Annotated in this window: 21 protein-coding genes; 16 read left to right on the top strand and 5 right to left on the bottom strand. The window is 64.7% G+C overall.

Going from position 1 to position 24,263, the window contains the following annotated elements; translation table 11 throughout:
• Positions 1-18 precede the first annotated feature (18 nt).
• The 3 genes from PTE30175_RS06980 to PTE30175_RS06970 all read left to right on the top strand — a co-directional run bounded on the left by PTE30175_RS06980 (position 19) and on the right by PTE30175_RS06970 (position 2,512).
• Positions 19-876 (top strand): substrate-binding periplasmic protein, encoded by an 858-nt coding sequence (locus tag PTE30175_RS06980; RefSeq protein ID WP_150696327.1) that lies wholly within the window; start codon positions 19-21, stop codon positions 874-876.
• A 110-nt stretch (positions 877-986) separates the two neighbouring features.
• Positions 987-1,712: an amino acid ABC transporter permease gene (locus tag PTE30175_RS06975; RefSeq protein ID WP_150696326.1), complete on the top strand. Its 726-nt coding sequence runs from the start codon at positions 987-989 to the stop codon at positions 1,710-1,712.
• Positions 1,709-2,512 (top strand): amino acid ABC transporter ATP-binding protein, encoded by an 804-nt coding sequence (locus PTE30175_RS06970; protein ID WP_275938951.1) that lies wholly within the window; start codon positions 1,709-1,711, stop codon positions 2,510-2,512. The genes PTE30175_RS06975 and PTE30175_RS06970 overlap by 4 nt, the downstream gene beginning before the upstream one ends.
• A gap of 7 nt (positions 2,513-2,519) precedes the next feature.
• Here PTE30175_RS06970 and pdxR read toward each other — a convergent pair whose 3' ends face one another.
• Complete coding sequence (pdxR, locus tag PTE30175_RS06965) at positions 2,520-4,049, bottom strand: MocR-like pyridoxine biosynthesis transcription factor PdxR (RefSeq protein ID WP_150696325.1); 1,530 nt, start codon at positions 4,047-4,049, stop codon at positions 2,520-2,522.
• Between the two features lie 140 nt (positions 4,050-4,189).
• On the opposite strand from pdxR, the gene gabT reads away from it, so the two are divergent.
• Complete coding sequence (gene gabT / locus PTE30175_RS06960; RefSeq protein WP_150696324.1) at positions 4,190-5,452, top strand: 4-aminobutyrate--2-oxoglutarate transaminase; 1,263 nt, start codon at positions 4,190-4,192, stop codon at positions 5,450-5,452.
• Between the two features lie 107 nt (positions 5,453-5,559).
• On the opposite strand, the gene speB is transcribed toward gabT, so the two are convergent.
• Positions 5,560-6,510, bottom strand: coding sequence for an agmatinase (gene speB, locus PTE30175_RS06955; protein WP_150696323.1), 951 nt, complete (start codon positions 6,508-6,510; stop codon positions 5,560-5,562).
• 182 nt (positions 6,511-6,692) lie between these two features.
• Here speB and PTE30175_RS06950 point away from each other — a divergent pair, with 182 nt between their 5' ends.
• Positions 6,693-7,583, top strand: a complete 891-nt coding sequence (locus tag PTE30175_RS06950) for a LysR family transcriptional regulator (protein ID WP_150696322.1) — start codon at positions 6,693-6,695, stop codon at positions 7,581-7,583.
• Positions 7,584-7,602: 19 nt separating this feature from the next.
• On the opposite strand, the gene PTE30175_RS06945 is transcribed toward PTE30175_RS06950, so the two are convergent.
• The 3 genes from PTE30175_RS06945 to PTE30175_RS06935 form a co-directional block, all read right to left on the bottom strand.
• On the bottom strand, positions 7,603-9,159 hold the full coding sequence (locus tag PTE30175_RS06945) for an amino acid ABC transporter permease/ATP-binding protein (RefSeq protein WP_150696321.1): 1,557 nt from the start codon (positions 9,157-9,159) through the stop codon (positions 7,603-7,605).
• Between the two features lie 46 nt (positions 9,160-9,205).
• On the bottom strand, positions 9,206-10,033 hold the full coding sequence (locus PTE30175_RS06940) for an ABC transporter substrate-binding protein (protein WP_150696320.1): 828 nt from the start codon (positions 10,031-10,033) through the stop codon (positions 9,206-9,208).
• A gap of 233 nt (positions 10,034-10,266) precedes the next feature.
• The gene (locus PTE30175_RS06935) at positions 10,267-11,178 is read right to left on the bottom strand and encodes a LysR substrate-binding domain-containing protein (protein WP_150696319.1); all 912 of its coding nucleotides are present in this window, start codon (positions 11,176-11,178) and stop codon (positions 10,267-10,269) included.
• Between the two features lie 429 nt (positions 11,179-11,607).
• Between PTE30175_RS06935 and PTE30175_RS06930 the strand changes: the two genes are divergently transcribed.
• From PTE30175_RS06930 to PTE30175_RS06880, 11 genes are all read left to right on the top strand, one after another.
• Positions 11,608-12,702, top strand: a complete 1,095-nt coding sequence (locus tag PTE30175_RS06930; RefSeq protein ID WP_150696318.1) for an ABC transporter substrate-binding protein — start codon at positions 11,608-11,610, stop codon at positions 12,700-12,702.
• A complete protein-coding gene (locus tag PTE30175_RS06925; protein WP_150696317.1) occupies positions 12,699-13,628 on the top strand; it encodes an ABC transporter permease in 930 nt (309 codons plus the stop codon). Before PTE30175_RS06930 ends, PTE30175_RS06925 begins: the two co-directional genes overlap by 4 nt.
• Entirely contained in the window at positions 13,625-14,482 is an 858-nt protein-coding gene (locus PTE30175_RS06920; protein WP_150696316.1) for an ABC transporter permease, read from the top strand. Before PTE30175_RS06925 ends, PTE30175_RS06920 begins: the two co-directional genes overlap by 4 nt.
• Before the next feature lie 35 nt (positions 14,483-14,517).
• On the top strand, positions 14,518-15,591 hold the full coding sequence (locus PTE30175_RS06915; protein WP_150696315.1) for an ABC transporter ATP-binding protein: 1,074 nt from the start codon (positions 14,518-14,520) through the stop codon (positions 15,589-15,591).
• 50 nt (positions 15,592-15,641) lie between these two features.
• Positions 15,642-16,463: a transporter substrate-binding domain-containing protein gene (locus tag PTE30175_RS06910; protein WP_150696314.1), complete on the top strand. Its 822-nt coding sequence runs from the start codon at positions 15,642-15,644 to the stop codon at positions 16,461-16,463.
• Between the two features lie 63 nt (positions 16,464-16,526).
• Positions 16,527-17,285, top strand: coding sequence for an amino acid ABC transporter permease (locus PTE30175_RS06905; RefSeq protein WP_150696313.1), 759 nt, complete (start codon positions 16,527-16,529; stop codon positions 17,283-17,285).
• Positions 17,282-17,938, top strand: a complete 657-nt coding sequence (locus PTE30175_RS06900) for an amino acid ABC transporter permease (RefSeq protein WP_150696312.1) — start codon at positions 17,282-17,284, stop codon at positions 17,936-17,938. The genes PTE30175_RS06905 and PTE30175_RS06900 overlap by 4 nt, the downstream gene beginning before the upstream one ends.
• A 185-nt stretch (positions 17,939-18,123) precedes the next feature.
• Positions 18,124-19,746, top strand: coding sequence for a 5-guanidino-2-oxopentanoate decarboxylase (locus tag PTE30175_RS06895; RefSeq protein WP_150696365.1), 1,623 nt, complete (start codon positions 18,124-18,126; stop codon positions 19,744-19,746).
• Complete coding sequence (locus tag PTE30175_RS06890) at positions 19,740-21,185, top strand: aldehyde dehydrogenase family protein (RefSeq protein WP_224788630.1); 1,446 nt, start codon at positions 19,740-19,742, stop codon at positions 21,183-21,185. Before PTE30175_RS06895 ends, PTE30175_RS06890 begins: the two co-directional genes overlap by 7 nt.
• A 159-nt stretch (positions 21,186-21,344) precedes the next feature.
• A complete protein-coding gene (gene gabD, locus PTE30175_RS06885; RefSeq protein WP_150696310.1) occupies positions 21,345-22,796 on the top strand; it encodes an NADP-dependent succinate-semialdehyde dehydrogenase in 1,452 nt (483 codons plus the stop codon).
• 237 nt (positions 22,797-23,033) lie between these two features.
• Positions 23,034-24,215 (top strand): alpha/beta hydrolase family protein, encoded by a 1,182-nt coding sequence (locus PTE30175_RS06880; protein WP_191628878.1) that lies wholly within the window; start codon positions 23,034-23,036, stop codon positions 24,213-24,215.
• Positions 24,216-24,263: the final 48 nt, after the last annotated feature.

The following is a 24,263-nucleotide window of genomic DNA, read 5'->3' as shown; positions in this document are numbered from 1 at the left end:
CGTCCCTGGAGTCCTCTCATGAAAACACGTGTGCTGGCCGGTGTGTCGATGCTCCTCGCTTCCCTGCTCGCCGGCGTCGCCCACGCCGGTTGTCTCGATGACGTAAAGGCAGCCGGTGTGCTGCGCTCGGGCAATGGCCTCATGGGCACGAAGCCGTTCGTCTGGACCAATACCGACGGCACCTACGGCGGCTTCGAAGCCGAATTGCTGCGCGAGGTCGGCCAACGGATCGGTGTGCCCAAGACCGAGTACGTCGTGACCGAATGGTCCACGCTGATCCCGGGCCTCAAGTCTCGCCGCTGGGACATCATCCTGTCGGCGATGTCGGCCACGCAGGAGCGCGTGCAGAGCGCCAATATCCAGTTCTCGAAGCCGTATTTCCTGATGTACGACCTGCTCATCGTGAAGGACGACTCGGCTGTCAGAAGCGTCGACCAATTGAAGAAGATGACCGTTGGCACAACGCTCGGCACCAACGACTCGCTCAACGCGCATCGTATGGCCGACGCCGGAAAGATTGGCCGCGTGCTCGACTTCAATACGTTTGGCGAACCGTTCCTGGCGCTGCAGAACGGCCAGGTCGACGCCGTCTTGCTTGATCAGGGCACGCTCTACGGCCAGCGTGAAAAGATGAAGAACCTGCGTGTCGTCGGTGAGCCGGTCTTCTATGCGCCCAAGCCCGAATGGGCGGCTGCCGAGGCGAAGGTCAGCTATCGCTTCGGCACCACGGCCATCGCCGTGCGCAGCGAGTGCAGCGACTTGCTCAATGCCGTCAACCACGCGCTCGACACGATGGAGGCCGACGGCACGCGTCAGCGGATCCTCACGAAATACGGGGTTTGGTCACCCGAGCAGACGAAGTTGACCAAGCAGTAAGCGCGGCCGACACACGTCGCGCGACCAGCGCCGGACCGCTCGCACGGTCCGGCCAATCGTCCCCTTGCTCCGTTGCCCCGCCCGCCGCCATCGCTCACAAGGAGCCCGCCTTGTACGAATTCTTCTTTGTCTTGTTCCCGCGCTATCTGCCCTTCCTGCTCGAAGGCGCGGCGATGACGCTCAAGCTGTCGTTCGCAAGCATGGCGTGCGCCCTCGTCATCGGCCTTGCCGTCGCGCTCGGCCGCCTGTCCGGCCGGCGCTGGCTCGACTGGCCCCTGCGCGCATACGTCGAGATATGGCGCGACGTACCCCTCGTCGTGCAACTGCTCGTGATCTACTTCACCTTGCCGCAGCTCGGGCTCACCCTCGAAGGCTTTTCCGCCGGCGTGCTCGGCCTGTCGTTGAACCTCGGCGCGTATCTGTCGGAGGTGTTCCGCGCCGCGATCATCTCGCTCGACCGCGGCCAGCGTGAAGCCGGCCTGTCGATCGGCATGTCGCGCACCATGGTCTATCGCCGCGTGATCCTGCCGCAAGCGTTACGCATCGCACTGCCAACGATTGGCGGGTATTTCATCTCGCTTCTCAAGGACTCGTCGCTGGTCTCGTTCATCGCCGTCAACGAGTTGCTGCGCCACGGCACGATGATCATCTCCGAGACCTTCCTGAGCATGCAGACCTACTTCATGGTCGCCGCGATCTACTTCTTCATGAGTTTCCTTGCCGCGCGCGCAGTGCGCTGGCTGGAGGCGCGGCTGACCCCGGCAACACGGCCCGCCTCGTCGGGTACCCAATCGCTGCCCGGCGCCGCCGGCGTCCACGTGGAGGTTCGCTCATGATGTCCGCTTCGAACAACTTGCGTGCATCGAATGTCGCGCATGACTATGTGCTGCAGGTCGATGGACTGCAGAAATCCTACGGCGAACACGCCGTGCTCCACCACGTCGATCTGCGCATCCGCCGCGGCGAGGTCACGTTTCTGATCGGGCCAAGCGGCGGCGGCAAGTCGACACTGCTGCGCTGTCTGAACTTCCTCGAAGCGCCATCGGCCGGCGCCATCCAATTCGCCGGCGAACAACTTTGCCATCACGATGGCGCCCGTTTTCGCATCGCACCTGAGCGGCGCCTGCGCGCGGCCCGCAGCCGCATGCCGATGGTGTTCCAGCAGTTCAACCTGTTCAACCACCGCACGGTGCTCGAGAACGTCATTGAAGGGCCGATCCATGTGCAGGGGCGGCCGCGCGAACAGGCGATCGAGGAAGCGCGCGTGATCCTGACCGAGATCGGCCTTGGCGCGCGGCTCGACTACTACCCCGAGCACCTGTCGGGCGGCCAGCGCCAGCGCGTGGCGATCGCGCGCGCCATGGCGATGAAGCCCGAGTTGATCCTGTTCGACGAGCCGACGTCGGCGCTCGATCCCGAACTCGTCGCCGAGATCCTCGAGTCGATCCGCCGGCTCGCTGCGGCCGGCATGACGCTCGTCATCGTGACCCACGAAATGGCATTCGCGCGCAAGCTCGCCGATACGATTCATTTCGTCGCGGACGGACGCATCATCGAATCCGGCTGTCCGGAAACGTTGCTGTCATCGCCGGGCGACAGCCGCATCGCGGATTTCATCCGTAGCATTTTGCATTGAGGCGTCGTCACGGCCGCGCGCAAGACGCGATCGCCGGCCGGATGACTGCCGCCAGGTGTGCGAACGCGGGCGCGATGGCGTCGTCCGGTACGCAGGCATAGCCGAGCAACAGCCCGCGGCTCGCCCGTTCTGGCGAATGGTAGTAGCGCGACAGCGCACGCGCGACGAGCCCCTCGCGCAAGGCCGCTTCGCTGATCGCCTGGTCGTCGCAATCGGGCGGCAAGTGCAGCACGAGATGCAGCCCTGCCTCGTGTGTCGACGTCGGCCAGTCGGGGCCGAATTCCCGCGCAATGGCCTCGCGCAGCAGACGCTGCCGGATGGCGTAACGTTGCCGAACGCGCCGCACGTGCGACGCGTAATGTCCCTGTTCAATGAAGTCGGCCAACACCGCCTGCTGATGCGGCTGACCTTCGCGATACAGTTCCGACAGGCCGGTGGCAAAGCGCTCGGCGAGCCCTTTCGGCAGCACCATAAAGCCCATGCGCAAGCCGGGGAACAGTGTCTTGGAGAATGTGCCGGTGTAGATGACGCGATCATGGCTGTCCAGCCCCTGCAGCGATGCCAGCGGCCTGCCTTCGAAGCGGAATTCGCTGTCGTAGTCGTCCTCGATGATCCACACGTCCCGCTCGCGCGCATACTCGAGCACCATCTGGCGGCGCGCCAGACTCATCACCATGCCGAGCGGGTACTGATGCGAGGGGGAAACCAGGATGAACTTGGGCGCTCGCGCAAAATGATTCGCGCTTGGCGCCAGGCCTTCCTCGTCGACGGGAATCGGCACGGGCTCGATGCTGGCGCTGCGCAATACGCCGCGTGCGCCCCAATAGCCGGGGTCTTCGATCCACGCCTGATCGCCCCGGTCTCCGAGCAGGGCGGCGATCAGATGCAGCGACTGGTGGATACCGGTCGTCAGCACGATCTGCTCGGGCTCGCAGCGCACCGATCGCACCAGGCGCAAATGTTCGCTCAAGGCGCGGCGCAGGGGAAGATAGCCGCCGGGCGGCGCGTACGTGAGCAGCGCGGGCGGCATGTTGCGCCAATGGCGATTGAGCAGCCGGGCCCAGATGTGATGGGGGAACAGCGACACATCCGGCACACCCGGCACGAAGGCGCCCCATTGCTGCATCGACGCGCTGGCGTTCGAGACCAGTTGCTCGCCGCGTCGCGACAAGGGAAGCGCCGTTTGCGCCGGTGCAGGCGAGCCCATGTCGCCGCGTTTGCGGCGCAAGCTCGCACCGGCCTCGCCGGCAAACACATCCGTGACGAAAGTGCCGCTGCCGCTCGCGGCGGTCACATATCCCTCCGCGAGCAATTGCTCGTACGCGAACAGTACCGTGTTGCGCGAGATGCCGACCTCGGTCGCGAGTTGGCGCGATGCGGGCAGCTTGCTGCCGGCCGGTAACGTGCCCGCGAGGATTTCCTGCCGAATGATGTCGTAGACCTGCCGATTCATATGCCGCGACTGCGCGCCGGCGACATGGGACGACGCATGTTCCAGGCGACCCAGCAGCAATTCGGATAACAGCGTGGCTTTCAAAGCGGCCCCATGAAGATGAATATATTTGGATCTATCAATGATACCAATCGTCGGTTAATTTTCCAGACGTGTGCTGACGTTCATTGAACGGCCGGCGCGGCCGGTGCCCCGGCCCGGGGCGATCACTGACTGGAGAAGACATGACGAACGCTGAACTGCTGCGCCGCAAGGACGCCGCCACGCCGCGCGGCGTGGGTGTGATGTGCAATTTTTACGCCGATCGCGCGCTCGACGCCGAGCTGTGGGACGTCGAAGGCAAGCGCTATATCGATTTCGCCGCCGGCATCGCCGTGCTCAATACCGGCCACCGCCACCCGCGCGTGATGGCTGCGATCCAGGCGCAGCTCGAACGATTCACGCATACCGCCTATCAGATCGTGCCATACGCCGGCTACGTGCAACTTGCCGAAACGATCAACCAGCGCACGCCTGGCGACTTCGCCAAGAAAACGGCCCTGTTCACCACGGGCGCCGAGGCTGTCGAGAACGCCGTGAAGATCGCGCGCGCGTTCACCGGACGGCCTGCCGTTATCGCCTTCGGCGGCGGCTTTCACGGCCGCACGATGATGGGCATGGCGCTGACCGGCAAGGTCGCCCCCTACAAGCTCGGCTTCGGCCCGTTCCCCGCGGACGTGTACCACGTGCCGTATCCGAACGCACTGCATGGCGTGTCCGTCGAGCAATCGCTGACTGCGCTGCAGCACTTGTTCAAGTCGGACGTCGATCCGAAGCGGGTGGCGGCGATCATTTTCGAACCGGTACAGGGCGAGGGCGGCTTCGTCATTGCGCCGGACGCCTTCGTCGCCGGACTGCGCGCCATTTGCGACGAGCATGGCATCCTGCTGATCGCGGACGAGGTGCAGACCGGTTTCGGCCGGACCGGCAAGCTGTTCGCCATGTCGCATTACAGCGTGTGCGCCGACCTGACGACGATGGCCAAGAGCCTGGCAGGCGGCATGCCGCTGTCGGCCGTATGCGGCCGTGCGGAGATCATGGACGCGCCGGCGCCGGGCGGGCTCGGCGGGACTTACGCGGGCAATCCCGTGGCGGTGGCTGCCGCGTTGGCCGTGATCGACGTGCTGGACGAAGAGCGCCTGATTGAACGCGGCGCGGAATTGGGCGCACGTTTGAAGGCACGGCTTGAAAGCGTTCGTCCGCAAGTGCAGCAGATCGCCGAGATCCGTGGCGTGGGCGCGATGGTCGCAGTCGAGTTCAACGGGCGCGACGGCCGCCCCGACGCGGACTTTACCCGGCGGGTGCAGGCGCGCGCGCTTGAGAAGGGGCTGTTGCTGCTGAGCTGCGGTACCTACGGCAACGTCATTCGCTTCCTGTTCCCGTTGACGATTTCCGACACGCTCATGAACGAGGCGCTCGACATCCTCGTCGACGCGCTCGCGGACTGACGAACGACCCTTCGGGTTGGCAACCCCGAGGGAACGCGCCCTGCCGGTCGTCTGGCACCTTGCCAGCCGACCGGCAGAGCACGTTTGCGAGCCCGAATCAGCGTGAACTAACGGCGCACGACACCCGGCAAAACGCACAGCATCTCGTAGAGCAAGTTTGCACCGAGCAGCGACGTATTGCCCGTCGTATCGTACGGCGGCGATACCTCGACCAGGTCGCAGCCGATCAGGTTGAGCCCATGGCACCCGCGAATGATTTCGATGGCCTGGATAGTCGTCAGCCCGCCGACCTCGGGCGTGCCTGTGCCGGGCGCCCAGGCCGGATCGATGCCATCGATGTCGAAGCTCAGGTACACCGGCCCGCCGTCGACCTTCTCCCTTACCTCGGCCATCAACGGTTCAAGCGACTTGTGCCAGCACTCCTCGGCCTGGACCACGCGAAAGCCCTGACGCCGGCTCCAGTTGAAATCGTCGGCCGTGTAACCCTGTGCGCGCAGCCCGATCTGCACCACGCGGTCACAATCGAGCAGTCCTTCCTCAACCGCGCGGCGGAACGTCGTGCCGTGCGCGATCTTCTCGCCGAACATGTGATCGTTGACGTCGGCATGCGCGTCGACGTGCACGAGACCGACTTTGCCGTACTTGCGCTTGATCGCACGCAGGATCGGCAGCGTGATGGTATGGTCTCCACCCAAGGTGAGCGGCACCACGCCGTGTTCGAGAATGCGATCGTACGCCTGCTCGATGATGCGTACTGCATCAAGCAGATTGAAAGTATTGATGGCCACGTCGCCGATGTCCGCCACCGACAGCGAATCGAACGGCGCGGCGCCCGTCGCCATGTTGTACGGGCGGATCATCACCGATTCCGCGCGGATGCCGCGCGGCCCGAAGCGGGTGCCGGCACGCAGCGACGTACCGATATCGAGCGGCACGCCGACAAACGCGGCGTCGAGTCCCTCGGGCGAGGGCAGATGCGGCAGCCGGAGCATGGTTGCGATGCCGCCGAAGCGCGGCATCTCATGACCGCCGAGCGGTTGGTGGAGAGTCTTTTCCATAGCGATGTTCACCTGTCGTCAACATGTCTTACGTGATGCATCATGGCGCGGCCGCAAACCATGAAAAATGGCTGGCGCAAAATATTCAGTTCAGGTATTTCTAAAGTATCGCGGTGCGCTGCGGCATCGAAGGCCATGGCCAAGCCGCGTTCCAGCCCACTTTCCGCCAGACGGAGCCTCGCTTGTCTACTGTCATTCCAGACGCTCGCCTGCTGCGCATCTTCACTTGTGTGGTGCGTCATCAGGGATTTGCCAACGCCCAGCAGGAGCTGAACCTGTCGACGTCGGCGATCAGCACCTACATGAGTCAACTGGAATCGCTGGTCGGCGTCGTGCTGTGCCATCGCGGGCGAGGCGGCTTCAGCCTGACGGTCAAAGGCGAAGAGTTTCATCGCGAGGCATTGCGCCTGCTCGGGGAAGTCGAGGGGTTCGAGCGATATGCGGCGGGGCTGCGGGGCGAGTTGCGCGGCAGTCTCAAGCTCGGCGTGCTCGACGCCACCGTTACCGACAAATCGCTGCCGCTGTCCGACGTGATCGGTGCATTTGCGCGCGAACATCCGGCCGTTCACCTGCATCTGCACGTGCAAAGCCCTTACGAGCTGCAGCTGAGCGTGTTGAGCAATCGTCTCGACCTGGCGATCGGCGCATTCCAATTGCGTATGAACGGACTGCTTTACCAACCGCTGTATCGCGAACAACACTGGCTGTATTGCAGTAATGCGCATCCGTTGTTCGAGGCGCAGCAAATTTCACAGGAAGAGATCAGCCTGCAACGGATGGTGGGGCGGGCGTACTGGAACCAGGTGGAACTCGTGCGGCACGGCTTTAAACGCACCGAGGCGACGGTCGACAACATGGAGGGCCAGCTGATCCTGATCCTGTCCGGCGCCTATATCGGCTTCCTGCCCGAGCATTTCGCGCAGCCGTGGGTCGAGCAGGGGCGGCTGCGGGCGCTCATTCCCGCGACGTATGGCTATCAGGCGCCGTTCTCGCTTGCGCTGCGGCGCGGGCGCGCCAAGGACCCGCTGGTACAGAAATTCCGCGAGATGCTCAAGCGCCAGCTCGACGCCTGAGGTATCGCTGACACGACGCTCAGGCCGGCACGGATTCCGTGAAATTGACGGCTGCGCCGGAAGCCGATTCGATGCCGATGAACCGGCGGACGCGCTCGGCGGCGGGGTCGCACCGGATCGTGTCGGGCGAGGCGGCGCATTGCACCACGCCGCGCTCCATGAACACCACGCGGTCTGAAATCGACATCGCAAAGTCCATTTCATGCGTCACGATGATCATCGTCATGCCTTCCTTCGCGAGATCGCCGATCACCTTGAGGACCTCGCCGACCAGCTCCGGATCGAGCGCCGAGGTCGGCTCGTCGAACAGCATGATGTCCGGCGCCATCGCCAGCGCCCGCGCGATCGCCACGCGTTGCTGCTGCCCGCCCGAGAGCTGATGCGGATACTTGTACGCGTGCGCCAGCAGACCCACCTTGTCGAGCAGCGCCAGCGCCTGGCGGGTGGTGGTTTCGCGCGTGCCGCGGCCGTGATAGCGTGGCGCCATGACGACATTGTCGAGAATCGTGCGGTGCGGGAACAGATGGAAACCCTGGAACACCATGCCGATATGGCGGAGGCCGTCGTTCACACGCCGATTGCCGGGCCGGTCGCCCGCCGCGATGAATCGCTCGCCGAACAGCGTGATCTCCCCCTTGTCGATCCGCTCGAGCGCGTTGATCGTGCGAATCAGCGAGGTCTTGCCCGAGCCCGACGGGCCGATGATCGAAATGACCTCGCCCGTGCCGACGTCGAGGTCGACGCCGGTGAGGACTTCATGGTCGCCATAGCGCTTGTGCAGATGCTTGATCTGCAGTGCCAGCGGCGCGCCTCCGCCGTTGCGCGTTGCGGCGGCCGGCGGCAGCGGGGCGGCGTCGTGGCGCAGCGCCTCGAGCGCCGCATCGCGCAGCGTTTCGGGACGGCGTCGTGCGAGATCGAGGCGGCGCTCGACGTAGGACAGGACCCAGCCAAACACCGTGACGATCATCACGTAGAAAATCGCGATCGCGCTAAGCGTCTCCAGCACCAGAAAATTCTGCGAGTACAGGCGCTGCCCGACCATCAGCAGTTCCGTGAGTGAAATCACCGATGCGAGCGAGGTGAGCTTAACGCAGGTGATGAACTCGTTGACCATTGTCGGCAGCGCGATGCGGAACGCCTGCGGGATCACCACGAGCCGTTGCAGGCCGAACGCACGGATGCCCAGCGCCGCGCCTGCCTCGTACTGGCCCTTCGCGACCGACAGCAGCCCGCCGCGATGGATCTCCGCCATATAGGCAGCCTCCGTCACGACCAGCGCGATGAACCCCGCGATGAACGGATTGGACAGCATCGCGCCAGAGGCGGGAAACAGTTGCGGCAGATTGAAGACAAAGACCATCACCACCAGCAACGGCACGCTGCGGAAGAACCAGATATACAGCGACGCAGGCACCGCGAGCCAGCGCGGGCCGTACAGCTTTGCCGCTGCGAGCGGGAAGCCCAGGAGCAGGCCGAGCGTCCACGACAAAGCGCTGAGTTCCACCACGGTCACGCAGGCCTGCCATAAGGCGGGCAGCGTGAACAGCGACAGAAGATAAGCAAAATCGAAATGCATGGGAACCTCTTACTCAGAGCAATTGCGTGAACAGGCGGTGGCCGGCTCAGGAAGCGTTGGGGGGCGGCGGCAGCAGCTTGTATTTCTTGAGAATCGCGTCGTACTCGCCGGTCTTCTTCACTTGCTCGAGGGCACGCGTCAGGGCGTCATGCAACGCTGCGTTGTCCTTCTTGACATAGATGCCGAGCGTTTGCGGATAGATCAGGTCGGTCGACGAGACCACCACGCGCCCCGACGACTTTGCGGCCAGCGCAGTCGCTGCGCCTGCGATTTCCATCTGCGCCTGAACATTGTTCGCCAGCAAGGCCTGCATTGCCTCGGGCGCCGACGGGAACTCGCTGACGGTGATGTCGCCCTTGCCGTTCGCCTTGCAATAAGTTTGCGACAGGGAGCGAAGCTGGGCAACCCAGGTGGTGCCCTGTTCCAGGCCCACGCGCAGGCCGCACAGATCCTCGGGGCGCTTGGGCTTGAGCGATCCTGCCGCCGGCACAATGATGGCCGCGCCCGCTTGTGCGTAGGGAATCACGCGAGCCTGGGCGACCCGCTCGGGCGTCACGTACATGCCGGAGATGACTGCGTCATAGCGTCGCGCGTTGAGCCCGAGGATCAGGCCGGTAAAGCGTGTGTCGATGAAGCTTGCGCTGGCGTTCAGTTGCTTGGCGAGTGCGTGTGCCAGTTCCGGATCGGAGCCGACCACCTTGTCGCCCTCGAAGGATTCGAACGGCGGATAGGTGATTTCCATGCCGACCTTGAGTTGTCCGGGAGCCAATGTGACGGCTGTATTCTGTGCGAACGCGCTCACGTGGGCGAAGGCGCAGGCGGCACCGGTTGCGACTGCGAGGAGGAGGCGAGCCGTGTGACGTTTGAGAAGCATCGTATGTCTCCGATCTTTATCGTTGGCACTGCGGCAGGCCAAATGGCGAAAGCCGCGCCGAACGGGGCTTGGCGGACGCGGGGCCGTCAGGCATACCGCGCCGATGAAGGCCAATGGTGCATGCCCGCCCCGTCGCGAACAATCCGGGAAAATTAAACAATCAGTTTCGGGATTTCTGAAGTAATCGTCGGCCTGCAAACCCATGTGTGCAGGCCGCGCGAGCCCATCTGGCGTCAGCGGGACCGGGCCGGCGCGTGCTCGGCGTCCGTCGCCCACAGCGGCTGGGTCGCGATCCATTCGCTGAACCGGTTGACCTTGTCCTGGGTGGTGACGTTGTCGGGGTGGACAAAGTAATAGCTCGCGCCCGTCGTCACCGTCATTTCAAACGGCATGACCAGGCGGCCGGCCTCGATGTCCTCCTTGACCAGCGTGCAGTCGCCGATCGCCACGCCCAGCCCTTGCACTGCCGCGCTCGTTGCCATGTCGAGCGTTTCGAAATTCAGCCCGCCCGACACGTCGATGCTTTTCATGCCGACGTGATCGAGCCAGCGCTTCCAGTCGCGATGGTCGCGCGTCGGGTGCAGCAGCGTGTACCGCGTCAGGTCCGCCTCGGTGGCGATCGCTCCGCCGTTGGCCAGCTCGGGCGAGCATACCGGCGTCAACACCTCGTCGAACAGCCGGATCGAGTGGACGTTGCGGCCGGGCGATGAGCCATACACGATGGCCGCATCGTACGGCTCGCTCTCGAAATCGACCGTGTGCTGCCAGGACGTCGTGATCTGCATCTGCAGGCCCGGATGCTCCTTCTGGAAGCGCATGATCTTGGGCAACATCCAGTGCATCGCGCAGGTCGGGACTTTCAGCGCGAGATCCGGCGTTTGCCGCTTCAGACGGATCGACGCCTCCTCGATGCACGCGAGCCCCTCCTTGACCGCGGGCAACAGGCGCTCGCCTTCGGGCGTCAGCGTGAGCCCTTTGGCGCGCCGTTCGAACAGCGGCAACTGGTAGTAGTTCTCGAGCGACAGAATTTGCCGGCTGACGGCGCCCTGCGTGAGGCACAAATGCTCGGCCGCGCGCGTGAAGCTGCGGTAGCGCGCAACGATTTCAAAGACCTGCAAGGCATTCAAGGGGGGAAGCAGTCGCATTGCGGTTGTCCGGCATTCCAGGGGCGTCATCGTGCTCGCACACGGGGTCGTTCGGCACATCGATCGTCGCTGCCGGTCTCATGCGTGCGGCTCATGCGGTCTTGACCGATTTTGCGGTGGACGCGTCGCCCCGTTGAAATAGGGGCGACACATGCCGATCGATGGCTTTGGCGTCACATTAGGCCGCTTTTCGCACGTTTTCGGCATGGATGTAAACCCGAATACCCCTGCCGGCGCCACTCGGCGGGCTGTGTGGGCACCCTCAAGCCAGCCAAGCGATAGCGCGCCGTCATGAGAAAAAGACATGACGAGCATGCAAAGATTTCGTTTGTTGCGCGATTTTGTCTTTCCTAGAGTCCGTTCATCGGCAACGCGTTCGCTCCCTCCCCAACCGGCGGACCGCTGCCTCGTCGATCACCGGAGAGAACCATGCACGACATCAAATTGGGCAGAAGGCAGGCAATCAAGACCATCGGTGCGGCGCTGGCGGCGTCCGCGCTACCGACGCCGTTCATCCAGGCCCGCGCGCAGGACCGCAATTTTGCAGGCAAGACGCTGCGTCTGCTGACGTGGTCCGACGACACCGGCGCCGCCGCGTTGCGAAACATTGCCGCGACCTTCAGCGCCAAGACCGGCGCGAAAGTCATCGCCGACCGCGCCGACGGCACCTCCGGCATGGTTGCCAAGGTCAAGGCTGCGGGCGATCGCCCGACCTACGACGTGATCACGCTCGCGGGTGTCGGCGCCGCAGGGCTCGGCGATGCCGGCCTGCTGACCAAGCCCGACCTCGACAAGCTCCCGAACCTGAAGGAAGTCGCCCCCCAGTACCGGACCGGCGCCAACGGCTTCGGCATCGGCTATCTGCTGTGGTCCGACGGCCTCATCTACAACACGGCAACGGTCAAGACGCCGCCGACCTCGTACGAGGCGCTGTGGGACCCGAAATATGCGGGCAAGCTGTTCCTGCCGCCGCCCGAATGGGCCGAGGCAGTCGATCTGGCGATCATCGCCGCAAAACTGTCGGGCGGCTCGCAGCAGAACATCGAACCGGGCTTCAAGAAACTGGCGCTGTTGAAGGATCGCGTCATGACGCTGGGCGAGAACCCGAACCAGATTGCCGACCTGTTCCGCACCGGCTCGCTCGACCTCGGCGGCATCTACTCGCCGGCCTTCTTCCCTGAGCAGATCCGCAAGCCCGAATACAAGATGGGCGTGACCTACGGCATGAAGGAGGGCTTCGCCACGCAATTGATGTTCACGGTGATCCCGAAGGCGCATCCCGGCGACAGCGACCTGATCCACGCGTTCATCAACCACTCGCTCGATGCCGGCGTGCAAGGCCGCATGGCCGCCGACGTGCTCAACGGTCCGGTCAACGGCCGCGCCGTGATTCCGGCCGAGAGCCGCGCCTTCGTGCCGAGCCCGCAGCAAATCGCGGAAAAGGCCGTACTGCATGACGACAAGGCGCTCTCCCAGGTGCAGGCGGCCTGGATCAAGCGCTATACGCAGATCTTCTCGGCATGACCATGATGTCCGCTACTCCGACGCAACACGTCCGCGCGGGCGATCCGCGGGGACAGGGTGCCACGGCGCCGGGCGCGCTCCCGCCGCACGCGCGGCCGTGGCTGCTGCTCGCGCCGATCCTGGTGTTCCTGGCAGTGCTCACCGCCGCCTCGCTCGTCGTGCTGCGCATGAGTTTCGCCGAGTCGGGCAACGAATGGCGCAGTTTCACGCTGCAGAACTACGTGGAACTGGCGGACAGCTATTTCCTGAAATCGCTCTGGCTGACCTTGCGGCTCGCCGCGCAGAGCATGGTCTGCGCCGTAGTGCTCGCGATCCCGGTCGCGCTCGCGATGACGCGCACCGAATCGCGGCTTGCCCGCCGGTTGCTGCTCGCCGGCGTGCTGTTGCCGCTGCTGGTCAACCTGCTTTTGCAGGGCTACGGCTGGCTGGTCATCCTCGGCCCGGCAGGCCTGCTCAATCACGCGCTCATCGCAAGCGGCGCGATCGAACGCCCGTTGATGTGGCTGTATCGCGAACATGGCGTGCTGCTGGGCCTGATCCAGACAGCGTTCCCGCTCGCCGTGCTGCCGATGTCGAGCGCAATGCGCGCCGTCTCGGCGTCGTACGAAGAGGCTGCCGCCACGCTCGGCGCCACGCGTTGGCAAACGCTGCGCCACGTGGTGTTGCCGCTTGCCATGCCGGGGATTGTCTCCGGTGCGCTGCTCGTGTTCGCCTACAACGCGAGCGCCTTCGCCGTGCCGCTGCTGCTCGGCGGCCGCCGTGTGCCGATGCTCGCCGTGCTCGTCCACGATCAGGTCGCGCCGTTGCTGAACTGGCCCGCCGCATCCGCTTCGGGCGTCGTGCTGATGGCTGCGACCCTCCTCGTGATGACGTTGTCCCAGCGTCTTGCGCAACGCACGCAACGTCTCAAGGAGTCCGACGCATGAGCCCGTCTACGTCAACCCTGCGGCTTTGGCCCGCTGCCATGCCGGGCCGCCTCGGCGTGCCCACCGCGCTGCTCGCGGGGATTGTGCTGTTTCTCGCGGCGCTGCCGATCCTGACGATGATCGTCATGTCGTTCGGTGCCACGGGCACGCTCCAGTTTCCGCCGCACGAATACAGCCTGCAGTGGTATCGCGCCGCGTGGCACACGTTCGTCGCGCCGGCGGCCGGCGACGCGATGTCGATCGGCGACGCGCTGCGCACGAGCCTCCTCGTCGCGATATCGACGATGCTGATCGCCACCGCCGTGTCGGCGCCGGCGGCCTACGCGCTGAGCCGTTGCCGGTTTCGCGGCAAGCCGGCGGTTGAGCAACTGGTGGCGCTGCCGCTCGTGTATCCGCTGGTCATGCTCGGCCTGTCGCTGCTGCTGGTCTTCAACGCGTTGCCGGTCGAACTCGGCGTGTTCCGGCTCATCATCGCGCACGTGATCCTGGTGCTGCCGTTTACCGTGAAAAACTGCGCGGCATCGGTCGCGTCGATCGGTCCGGAGTTCGAGGAGGCCGCCTGGGTGATGGGCGCGAGCCCGCGCCGCGCGATGATCGATGTCGTCCTGCCGCTGATGCGCCCCGGCATCCTGGCCGGCATGCTGTTCGCGTTCATCATCTCGTTCAATGAATTCACGGTGACGTTCTTCCTCTACGGCATCGACACGATGACCTTGCCGGTATGGCTTTACAGCCGCACCGTCTCGTCGCTCGATCCGACCGTGTTCTCGTTCGCCGTTTTCATCGTCGCAATCGACTTCGCGCTGATCTGGCTGCTGGAAAAGCTGGTCGGCGACAAGGGCGTTGCGCTCTGATCTCTCACCGCACCCGAATCCGGCAGGTATCCCTCATGAATCCATTAACCCTGAAGGCCGTCACCAAGCGCTTCAACGCGGCTTGCGCCGTCGACCATGTCGACCTGAGCGTGCCCGACGGCAAGCTGGTTTGCTTCCTCGGCCCCTCCGGCTGCGGCAAGACCACGTTGTTGCGCATGATCGCCGGCCTGGAAATGCCGAGCGCCGGCAACATCACGTTCGGCGGTCGCGACATCACGCACACGCCGGCCAACCGGCGCGATTTCGGCATGGTGTTCCAGGCGCTCGCGCTGTTCCCGCACATGACCGTCGCGCAAAACATCGCGTACCCGCTGCGCTTGCGCAAGACGGGCGCGGCCGAGCAAGCGCGCCGCGTCACCGAACTGCTTGAGATGATCCAGCTGCCGTACATGCGCGACCGGCCTGTCACCCAGTTGTCGGGCGGCCAGCGGCAGCGTGTTGCGATCGCGCGGGCGATTGCCTCGTCGCCCAAGCTGCTGTTGCTCGACGAGCCCCTTTCCGCGCTCGACGCGAAGCTGCGCGAGGCGATGCAGGTCGAGATTCGCCTGCTGCAACAGCGCCTCGGCATCACGACCATCATGGTCACCCACGATCAGCGCGAGGCGATGACGATGGCCGATGAAATCGTCGTCATGGAGAAGGGCCGCATCGCGCAGGTCGGCAAGCCGCTCGACATCTATCGCGACCCGGTCAGCGAGTTCGTCGCCGACTTCATCGGCTTGGGCAACATCCTGCCGGTCAGTCACGACGGACAGGGGCAGGTGACGCTGCCCGGCGGGCAGCGAGTCGCCGTGGCGAATGCAGCGAGCACGGGCAGTCAATCCGGCGATATCCGTCTGCTGATCCGTCCTGAGGACATTCACCTAAAGACCTTCGCCGACGGCGTCGGCCCCAATCGCCTGGCCGGCAAGATTACGTTCATCCGCGACGTGGGCGCGACGCTGGAGGCCACGATCGATTGCGCCGGCTTCACGCTCACCGCCGCGACGACGCCGCGCGAGACGCCAGGGCTCGCGCTCGGCATGCCGGTTTTGGCGGAATTGCCTGCCCAGGCTTGCAAGCTGATTGCCGCGCGTGCGGCGCACTGACGCGTTCCTTCCACCGTTACCGTTTCAACAGTTCAACAGGAGTCCAGATCATGACGCTTTCCCGACTCGCACCGCGTGCCCGCCGTCTGTTCTCGGCCACGGCCGTTGTTCTCTCGCTGACCGGCGCCGCCGCGTTCAGCGCGTTCGCCCCGCAAGCGCACGCCGACGTTCTCGATTCGATCGCCAAGGCGGGCGTGGTCCGCATCGGCGTGTTCGAGGACTATCCGCCGTTCGGCTCGATCGGCCCCGACATGAAGCCGCAAGGCTACGACATCGACGTTGCGAACCTGATCGCCAAGGGGCTCAACGTCAAGGTCGAGCTGGTGCAGGTCACCGGTGACAACCGCATGGCGTACCTCGTCAATCGCAAGACCGACATGCTGCTGTCGGTCGGCCACACGCCGGAACGCGCCAAGGTGATCGACTTCTCGAAGCCGTACGCACCGTACGAACTGGCCGTGTTCGGTCCCAAGGCCCTCACCGTGAAGAACGCCGACGACCTGGCAGGCAAGACGATCTCCGTGGCGCGCGGCACGCTCGAAGACCTCAGCGTCACCAAGGCCGCGCCCAAGTCCGCGGTCATCAAGCGGTTCGACGATCCGAACGGCGCCATCACCGCTTTCCTGGCCGGCCAGGTGCAGCTGATGGTGGTCGGCAACGACGTCGGCGCGACCATTCTCGCGCGTCGTCCGGCGAACAATCCCGAGCAGAAGTTCGCCCTGTTCAGTTCCCCCGATCACGTCGGCGTGAACAAGAACGAGCCGCGCCTGCTGCAGAAGGTCGACGAGGTCATCGCACGCGCCCGCAAGGACGGCACGATGAACGTGATTTCGCTGAAGTGGCTGCACGCGCCGCTGCCGGCCGAACTGTGATGTTGCCAAGGGCGATGAGGACGGCGGCGGCCGGCCGCACGGACGGACGATAAGGAAGTGGCGATGAGTTACGTATTCGATTTCAGTGGCTTCGAACCCTATGTGGGCATGCTGGCGCAGGGACTCGGCGTCACGCTCGGGCTCACCGTCGTCTCCACGCTGTTGGGCGGGCTGGTTGGCATTGCCGGCGCGGTGGTCTGTGCGGCGGGCCCGCGCGCCGCCCGCGCCCTGGTGGTCGCGTATGTCGAATTGATACGCAACACGCCGTTCCTCGTGCAATTGTTTTTTGTGTTCTTCGGCTTGCCGAGCCTCGGGCTGCATATCGACGAAATGCAGGCGGCGGTCTTGGCAATGACCATCAATCTCGGCGCCTACGCCACCGAGATCGTGCGTGCCGGCATCGACTCGATCCCGCGCGGCCAGATGCAGGCTGCGCAGGCGCTGGGCTTGCCGATCCATCAGGCATTCCGCTACATCGTTCTCCCGCAGGCGATCGCCAACGTGTTTCCCGCGCTGCTCGGGCAGGTGCTGATCGTAATGCTCGGCTCAGCGGTCGTCTCTCAGATCTCCGTGGCCGACCTGACCTACGTGGCGAATTACATCCAGTCACGCAACTTCCGCGCGTTCGAGAGCTATCTGATCATTACGGTCATTTACCTGCTGATGTCGATCGCGCTTCGGCAATTGCTCAACCGGCTAAGCCGCGGCCTTTTCTCCGGCCGAGCCGCCCGAGGCGCCGGCGCGCCGGGCGGATGGCGCGGACGCTTCGCTGCACGCGATGGCAATGCCGCGCCCGCGCTGCCTGTGGAGTCATCGCGATGATCGAATTCTCGGTATGGGATATCGCAGCCAATCTGCTGCTGGCTGCCCGCTGGACTGTGGTGCTGTCGCTGATCGCTTTCGCGGGCGGCGGCCTGCTAGGCCTGCCGCTGTTGGCGATGCGCGTGTCACAGGTGCCCTGGATGCGCCGCGTGACCTCGCTGTACGTTGAACTCTTCCAGGGAACGCCGTTGCTGTTGCAGTTGTTCCTGACCTTCTTCGGCCTGCCGTTGCTGGGCGTGGAGGTCTCGCCCTGGGTTGCGGCGTCCGTCACGCTGACGTTGTATGCCAGCGCCTATTTGCTCGATATCTGGCGCGGCTGCGTCGAGGCAGTGCCGCGCGGACAGTGGGCCGCCGGCGCCAGTCTCGGTATGACGTTCGTTCAGCAACTACGGTTCATCGTGTGGCCCCAGGCGCGCAAGATCGCGCTCGCCCCGACCGTCGGTTTTCTGGTGCAGGTGGTCAAGAGCACGGCGCTCGTGTCGATCATCGGCTTGAGCGAGTTGACCAAGGTCGGCACGGTGATCACCAACGCGGCGTTTCGGCCGTTCGTGATCTACGGCCTCGTCGCACTGATCTATTTCGCGATGTGTTTCCCGCTGACATGGTACGCACGCCGGCTGGAGAAGCGGCAGCGCGCCGGCATGCATCGATGACAGGCGCGTTGGCCGCATCAAACCCCCCGGCCGATGCAAAGGCATCGGCCCCAGATTCCCGTTTCCGTCTGATCCAGACAATTGGTAGAAAAATGAATGAGGCAGCGATGAAATTTTCGGATACGGACCGCTTGTCCGTCGTATCGGCCCAGGCGCCGCAAGTGCGGAGCGCACCGGCGCCCGAGATGACCTGCGGCGAGATGCTGGTCAAACTGCTTGAAGGCTACGGCGTGGAATGGATCTTCGGCATTCCGGGCGCGCACACGATCGAGCTGTACCGGGGGCTTGCCGACGCGCGGCTGCGGCATGTCACGCCGCGGCACGAGCAGGGTGCGGGCTTCATGGCCGACGGCTACGCGCGCGTGACCGGCAAGCCGGGCGTGTGCTTCATCATCACCGGCCCCGGCATGACCAACATTGCGACGGCGATGGCACAGGCCTACGCCGATTCCATCCCCATGCTGGTCATTTCCAGCGTCAACGCGCGCCATCAACTGGGCAACGGCAATGGGCACCTGCACGAACTGCCGTCGCAGCGCGACACTGTTGCCGGCTTCACCGCGTTCTCGCACACGCTGATGTCGCCTGACGAATTGCCCGACGTACTGGCCCGGGCGTTCGCGGTGTTCGAAAGCGCGCGTCCGCGCCCGGTGCACATTGAACTGCCGCTCGATGTGATCACGGCGCCGGCAGGGCATCTGTCGTTGGCGCGTGTGCCGATGCCGGCCAAGCCCAAAGCTGCTGCGAACGCCATCGAGCAAACAGCCGAACGTCTCGCGCAAGCGCGCCGGCCGCTGCTGCTTGTCGGCGGCGGCGCGCTCGCCGCGACTGACGAGGTGCGCGCCTTGGCGGCGCGGCTGCAAGCACCGGTCGCGCTGACGATCAACGCGAAGGGCGTGCTGCCGCCTGATCATCCGCTGTTGCTCGGCTCGACCCAATCGACCCGCCCGACGCGCGAACTCGTGCGCGAAGCGGACGTCGTGCTTGCCGTCGGCACGGAATTGGGCGAAACGGACTACGACGTGGTGTTCGACGGCGGCTTTGCGATTGATGGCACGTTGATTCGCATCGATATCGACCGCGCGCAACTGACGCGTAATTTCCCGGCGGACATCGCGATCCATGCAGATGCCCAACAGGCCCTGCACGCGCTGGTGGCGGCGCTGGTCCGCAAAGACGTAGCGTTGCCGGCGGCAGACTGGGGCGCGGCACGCGTGGTGCAGACGCGCCATGCCGTGAGTCAAACGTTCGATGCTGCCGCACTGGCGCATCAGCGTTTGATCGAGACGGCGGCGGCGACGCTGCCCGACGTCATCATGGTCGGCGATTCGACACAGCCGGTCTACACCGGCAATGTCGTCTACGACGCCGCGCAGCCGCGCTCGTGGTTCAACGCGTCAACGGGCTATGGCACGCTCGGCTATGGCTTGCCGGCGGCGATCGGCGCCCGGATCGGTGCGCCGCAGCGTCCCGTGGTCTGTCTGATCGGCGACGGCGGCTTGCAATTCACGCTGCCGGAACTCGGCGCCGCGGTGGAAGCAGGCGTGCCGGTTGCCGTCGTGGTCTGGAATAACCGAGGCTACGCCGAAATCAAGAAGTACATGGTCGAGCGCGACATCACGCCGGTCGGCGTCGACATTTACACGCCCGACTTCGTGACCATCGCCCGAGGCTTCGGTTGCGAGGCGCGCCGCATCAACAATCCTGCCGCGCTGGCTGACGCGCTGCGCGAAGCCATGACGCAACGCGTGCCGACGCTCATCGAGATCGATGAATCGCAATGGTTCGAGGAGGTCCGCGCATGCTGACCCGACTGTACATCGACGGCGTCTGGCAAGACGGCGCACGTGGCCGCACGATGCCGGTCCACAATCCGGCGAACGAGGCGGTGTTGGCGCACGTCGCCGTGGCGGATGCCGACGACGTCGAGCGCGCAGTCGATGCCGCCGCGCGTGCCTTCAAGACGTGGCGTCATACCTCCGGCGCCGATCGCGGGCGCTACTTGCGCGCCGTTGCAAAGGCCGTCGAAGCGCAAGCCGAAGCGCTGGCGCGCCTGCAGTCGCTCAACAACGGCAAACCGCTGGCGGAAGCGCGCATCGACGTCGCTGACGTGGCGAGTACGTTTGCGTACTACGCGACGCTTGCTGAGGGGCTGGATGAATCGTCCGAGCAAGCGGTGGATTTGCCCGTGCAGGACTTCGACGCCCGGGTACGGCGCGAGCCGGCGGGTGTCGCCGCGTTGATCGTGCCGTGGAATTTTCCGATGGTGACGACGGCCTGGAAGCTCGCGCCGGCGCTGGCGGCGGGATGCACGGTGGTGCTCAAGCCGTCCGAGGTTACGCCGCTGCCCGAGTTGGCGCTAATGGGCATCATCGCCGACGTCGGGCTTCCGGCCGGGGTGGTCAATGTCGTCAACGGACCGGGCGCGGAAATCGGCGGCGTGCTGACGACGCATCCCGGCGTTTCGAAAGTCTCGTTCACCGGCAGCAACGCCGTCGGACGCATCGTCATGAAGGCGGCGGCGGAAACCGTCAAGGGCGTGAGCCTGGAGCTTGGCGGCAAATCCGCGATCCTCGTGTTCGAAGACGCCGACATCGATCAGGCGGTCGACCTGGTCACCGGAGGCATCTTTTTCAACGCGGGGCAAATGTGCTCCGCGACGTCGCGCCTGCTGGTCGCGCGCGAACTCGAGCGGGCGTTGCTGGACCGGCTGGTCGATCGGGCGCACCGCATCGTTGTCGGCGATCCGTTTGCGCAAGACGTGCAGATGGGGCCGCTCATCAATCGTGCGCAGTATGAGCGCGTGCTGCGCTATGTACGTCAGGGCGTCGAGGACGGCGCACGCCTGTTGGCCGGCGGCGCGAGACCGGAACGATGTGGCCCGCAGGGGTACTATATCTCACCGACGATATTCACCGATGTGCCGGCGAACAGCGCGTTGTGGCGCGAGGAAATCTTCGGGCCGGTGCTGTGCGTGCGGGCCTTCGACACCGAGGCCGATGCCATCGAACTGGCCAACGACAGTCCCTACGGACTGGCTGCCACGGTGGTGACATCGGACACGCAACGGGCGCGGCGCGTCGCGCAACGCCTCGATGCGGGCGTGGTGTGGGTGAATGCGCCGCAGGTGATTTTCCCGCAAACATCGTGGGGCGGTTTCAAACAAAGCAGTCTGGGGCGGGAGCTTGGACCCTGGGGCATGCATGCGTTCCAGGAGATCAAGAGCGTGGTGTCGGCGCGCGGTTAGGGCGTCAAGGCGGATTGGACGATGATGGTCAAAGTGGTCCCATGAATTTTAATGAAATGGCTCTACAAGGTGGATCCAATGATCGTTATAGTCCGTTATTGCGACGCGCCCGCCGGGCAACCGTGACACCCGGGCCCGCCATCCCCTGAAGGAGCGATTATGTTTTCTTTGAAAGATACCGATTTGCTGCGCCAGCAGGCGTTCGTCGCCGGACGATGGTGCGACGCCGACAACGGCGCGACGTTTGAGGTGCGCAACCCCGCGACCGGCGAGGTGCTGGGGCGAGTGCCCGAGATGGGGGCGGCCGAGACACGCCGCGCCATCGAGGCGGCCAATGCCGCATGGGGCGCCTGGCGTCGCAAGACCGCCAAGGAGCGAAGCGCCATCCTGCGTCGCTGGTACGAGCTGATGCTCGCCAATGCCGACGATCTCGCGACGATCATGACGCTCGAACAGGGTAAGCCGCTGGCCGAGGCGAAGGGCGAAATCGGGTACGCGGCGTCGTTCATCGAGTGGTTCGCGGAAGAGGGCAAGCGCGTGGCTGGCGACACGCTGCAAACGCCGCTCGCCGACAAGCGTCTGCTGGTCGTGAAGGAGCCGATTGGCGTTTGCGCCGCGATCACACCGTGGAACTTCCCGGCTGCGATGATCACGCGCAAGGTGGGGCCCGCGCTGGCGGCAGGGTGCCCGATGGTGCTCAAGCCAGCGGAAAGCACGCCGTTCTCTGCGCTGGCGCTGGCCGTGCTGGCGGAGCGCGCAGGTGTGCCAGCGGGTGTGTTCAGCGTGGTGACGGGCGACGCGCGCGCCATTGGCGGCGAGATGACTGGCAACCCGATCGTGCGCAAGCTGACGTTCACCGGCTCCACTGAAGTGGGCCGTTTGCTCATGCAACAGTGCGCGCCGACGATCAAGAAGTTGTCGCTCGAGTTGGGCGGGAACGCGCCGTTCATCGTATTCGACGATGCCGATCTCGACGCCGCGGTCGCCGGTGCGATGGCGTCGAAATACCGCAACGCCGGCCAGACCTGCGTGTGCGCGAATCGCTTGTACGTGCAGGACGGCGTGTATGACGCATTCGCCGAGAAGCTCGCCGCCGCCGCGCGCGGGCTCAAGGTCGGCAACGGCATCGAACCAGGGGTCGAGCAAGGGCCGTTGATTGACATGGCCGCTGTCGAGAAGGTCGAGGCGCATATCGCCGACGCAGTGGCGAAGGGTGGCAAGGTCGTGACCGGCGGCAAACGGCACGCGCTTGGACACACCTTCTTCGAGCCGACGGTGCTAACGGGCGCGACCAGCGACATGAAGGTCGCGCGCGAAGAGACGTTCGGACCGCTCGCGCCGCTGTTCCGGTTCAAGACGGACGACGAGGTGGTGGCGATGGCCAACGACACCGAGTTCGGTCTGGCGAGCTACTTCTACAGCCGCGACATCGGACGCATCTGGCGCGTGGCCGAGGGGCTCGAATACGGCATCGTCGGCATCAACACCGGGATCATCTCGAACGAAGTGGCGCCGTTCGGCGGCGTCAAGCAATCGGGCTTGGGCCGCGAGGGGTCGCACTACGGCATCGACGACTACCTTGTGATCAAATACCTTTGCATGGGCATTTGAGGTCTTTGCTGTCGTTGTGTCAGAACGCCCGGCGAGTTTGTCGGGCGTTTTGCGTTTCAGGGCCGGTAAAACTTGCCTGCGCGAAGAGACGAATCGTCCGAATAGGGGTATGTGAGTGCGCGTCCCCATCGTAAAAGGATGTCGCAGCGCCGCTTGACTGCGGTCATCATTCACTATCAATGGGTTCAACGGGGGATCATTTTGTCGACGAACACGTGTCAAACGAGGAAGCAGCGAGTGCCTGGAGTGTTGGCGTCGATTGGTATTGCCGCCGGCATGTTAGCCGGCGCAGCGCTCGCTGCCGGGGCGCACTCGGCCAGCGGCGCGGGTGAGCGCGCCGGTACGTTACTGACCGTAGCGCCTGTCAATCGTGTTCTCGAACTCCCCCACGCGGCGCGTACGTCGCTGATCACCTATCTGTCCGAAGATGCCCACGGACGCAAAATCGTTGTTTCCGGGACCGTCTCGGTACCGAAGGGAACGGCGCCCGCCGGCGGCTGGCCGGTAATCAGCTGGGCGCATGGCACGACTGGCGTGGCGGATGCGTGCGCGCCTTCTGCCAGTTTTCCCGGCGGTCCGGTGTCCGACTATGTCGATCTGGCTTCGGCGATGCTCGATTCTTGGGTCGCGCGAGGTTACGCCATTGCCGCGACCGACTATGAAGGTCTCGGAACGCCGGGTATCCACCCCTATATGAACGGCCGCAGCGAAGCGAATACCGTCGAGGACATCGTGACGGCGGCTCGGCAGTGGAACCATGACATTGGTACGCGCTGGGCGGTGGTCGGCCACAGCCAGGGCGGCGCGGCGGCGCTGTTCACGGCGACGCAGGCCGGGCGCAGGACGTCCAAGTTGAAACTGGTCGCCGCAGTGGCCATGGCGCCGGGCGGGTACGGCCTGGCGCAAACGATGGAATATATCGTGGCGCATCCGGAAGACAAGGCGGCGATCGCGTTCCTGCCGGTCATCCTGCTTGGGGCTCAGGCGGCGGAGCCGAGCCTAAATATCGAATCGATGCTCACCCCTGCCGGCACCAGGTTGATCAACGCCGGCCGCGTGCAATGCCTGTCCGACCTGCGAGAGGTTGCATCGTCGATGGAGGGTTCGCAGATCTTCGTCAATGCCGATGTCACCGCGTTGAAGACCTATTTGCAGACACAGGACATCGTCAATACCCGGCCCGTCGTGCCGGTCATGTTCGCGCAAGGCGAGACCGATGCGCTGGTGCCGCTCGCGAACACAGACAAGATCGTCGAGATGACGTGTCGTCAAAAGAAGGTGCCGGTGAACTATCGCCGGTACCCCGGCACCGATCATCGCGGTGTGCTCAAGGCTGCCGAGCAGGACGTTGCCGATTATCTCGACAAGTTGCTGCGGCCGGGACGCACGCAGGCACCTGCGAATAACTGCCCCACGTGACTTGGACGCCCCTGCACGAGGGGCATCAATAAGGTTTTCGATAGACTA

Source organism: Pandoraea terrae, assembly GCF_902459695.1.
Classification (GTDB): Bacteria; Pseudomonadota; Gammaproteobacteria; order Burkholderiales; family Burkholderiaceae; genus Pandoraea; species Pandoraea terrae.
This window is presented reverse-complemented; position numbering and strand designations above follow the sequence as displayed.